This is a genomic window from Moorena sp. SIO3I6 (genome assembly GCF_010672095.1).
This window is the reverse complement of record NZ_JAAHHU010000614.1, coordinates 1-2,653: the sequence shown is the minus strand read 5'-3', so window position 1 is coordinate 2,653 and position 2,653 is coordinate 1. Positions and strand designations below refer to the sequence as shown.

Genomic DNA, 2,653 nt, shown 5'->3' with positions numbered 1-2,653 from the left:
ACTTCACCATCAGCACCTACTAAAATTCCGAAGACTGTTGTGCCTTCTAGTTTCTTAATACAAGCGTCTTTCGGATAAGTAGCACTAACTGTTATTGCTTCTGGTATGACTTCCTTTTTGGGTAAGGTATCCTTTACCAAAGCCATCCATTCTACCAGGTTTTTCCTAGCTTCCTCATCAGTGGTATTGGTTACATCTTTTTTCAGTTGCTTCCGCCGCATCCGCACTTGAGCTACTAAATTTTGCTCACGTTGTCGTGCGATCGCAACAGCACTAGAAGGTACTGGTTTAGTAGGCTCAGAAGGAGGAGGGGTGATGGAAAATTGTGGTGGTGGAGGAGGTGGAGTAACCGATACCGGTGGCTGTTGGTTAGGAACCTCTAATGGGTCAGGAATCTGGTTGCTAGAATTCCCAAATACTGGCAAGGAACCGGTCTGGAAGGAACCTGGATTCAAAGACTCTGTATCGAATTTGAACTGAGGTCGCGGTGGTGGGGCTGGTAGTGGTGTCCTGGGTTTTGGTGGTAGCTGGATCGGGAAAGACCCTCTGGTGATAATTGGTCTTTTGCGATTTAGCAGTGGTAAAGGATACTTACCAATTGTGGGTAAGGGTTTTATCGGTAGGGATCTCAGAGGTGGGGGTGTGGGAATTTTTTTCAGGGGCTTGAGAGGAGGTATTGAAGGTAGCGGTGGTGGAGGGGGTGGGAAAGGATTAAATAACGAAGGGATGGAGGGCTTTGCCGGAGTCTTGGCATTAGGTAGAGCTGGCAGGGTCAGTGGTGGTGCAGCAGACTTGGGCACACGGCTCAGTTGTTGAGGGCTTAACTCCAACACTTGCACCATTGAGTCTCCCTTAGGCTTTTGATTCTTCAACAAATCACCTAATATCGGTACGATTAGCATATGAACCCCCAGAGAAGCGGTAATAGAAATCACTAGGGGGTGACTCAGCATTTCTGGGATGTTTTTAATTAAAGAAGCATCAGACATGGCAGTTATTCTTGACGTATTTCCATAGTTGCTATTGACACTCCCCGGTCATTAGACGCGGGGATTCTTTAATCAACGACTCGACTTGCTGAACCTGGCCGGAACCAAGAACAGTAGAGGCCAAATCTCCTAAAGCGTTTAGGTCTGTGACCCAAGTTCCGGTGTGCCCCACCGTACTCAAAGCTCTTTTAAGGATGTTGATTGCGGCGTTGTGATCCCTATCTAGCTGACATCCACACTTACAGATGTGAGTCCTAGTCGATAGAGACTTTTTAACTATTTCGCCGCATCCGGAACAGTTTTGGCTAGTATAGGCGGGATTAACTGCGACAGTTACTTTTCCAAATTTAGTTCCAAAATGTTCCATCCATTTCCTGAATTGATACCAACCTGCGTCATTAATAGATTTGGCAAGACAAGGATTTTTTACTAGATTTTTAACTCTCAAGTCTTCGTAGGCGACCAGGTCGTTAGACCGGATTACGCAACGAGCCAGTCTCTTGGCATGTTCTTCACGCTGCCTACTTATCTTAAGGTGTGTCCTACCTAGCCTATTAATAGCTTTCTTCCGGTTAGCAGAGCCTTTCTTTTTTCGAGAAACCCGGCGTTGATGGAATTTAAGACGTTTTTCTACTGTTCTGTAAAAACGAGGATTGGGTTCAGTCTTTCCAGTGGAATCAGTATAGAAGTCTTTTAGCCCGACATCTAACCCAATGGCTGTACCAGTCGGATCTAATTCTTCTTTAATATCAGCTGAAACACAAAACTGGACATAGTAGCCATCAGCCCGGCGGACTATCCGAACTCGCTTTATTTGCTTCTTATCAAAACGCCACAATTCCCACGTTCCCTTCAACTTGAGCTTTCCAATCCCCTTTTTATCACTAAACGTAATTGACTTCTTGTCAGGGGAAAACTGCCACCCAGACTGTTTGTACTCCACTGAGCGACAGTTTTTTTGGAACTTAGGAAAACCTTTCTTTCCGGGTACTTTTTTCTTGCAGTTGTCAAAGAAACGAACGATTGATGACCATGCTCTCTCAGCACTAGATTGCCGAGCAGTAGAGTTCAACTCATTGGCAAAAGGAAAGTTTTTGGCAAGGACGGCGCTGTATTTGTTGAGGTCGAATTTATTAGCCCCTTTGTTGTCCATCCAGTACCTGAGACAGCTGTTGCGTATGAACTTAACTGTCCGGATTGCCTCATCAATAGCGGAGTATTGATGCCTTTTCCCCTTTGCCTTGAATTCTAAAACGATCACCAGTTTCGACCTCAACTTTCCTTTACTTTATTTTACAACACCCAGACTAAACTTTCGGATTATTTAGGAATATTTTTCTCACGGCGCGTCAAGCCGCTATTCGCTTTCATCCCCGGTCTAAAGACACGGGGTTTTCAGCGTTTAGAATTTTATAAGAGCGATCGTGCTGGGGCTAGCTATAACAACTACATCGATGGCTGAAACATTGCTATCTATTGGTTTGCTATCTATTGGTTTACCTTAACAATTAGCAGAGAAAAATAGGGTAATGCCAGATTAGGGCGATCGCATAAATTACGATAAATCACCTGCTCCGGTAGAGTTGCTCGTTCTACCACATAGGCATTTTCCAACAACTGATGTCGATGCAGCACTTGCCACACCTGCTGATAAACTGAACTGA

Annotated in this window: 1 protein-coding gene and 1 pseudogene; both read right to left on the bottom strand. The window is 44.9% G+C overall.

Annotated elements, in window-relative coordinates; all coding sequences use genetic code 11:
• Positions 1-989: pseudogene (locus tag F6K49_RS40325) on the bottom strand (hypothetical protein); the annotation flags it as partial.
• Positions 990-1,020: 31 nt separating this feature from the next.
• A complete protein-coding gene (locus tag F6K49_RS40320) occupies positions 1,021-2,250 on the bottom strand; it encodes a transposase (RefSeq protein WP_293066649.1) in 1,230 nt (409 codons plus the stop codon).
• Positions 2,251-2,653: the final 403 nt, after the last annotated feature.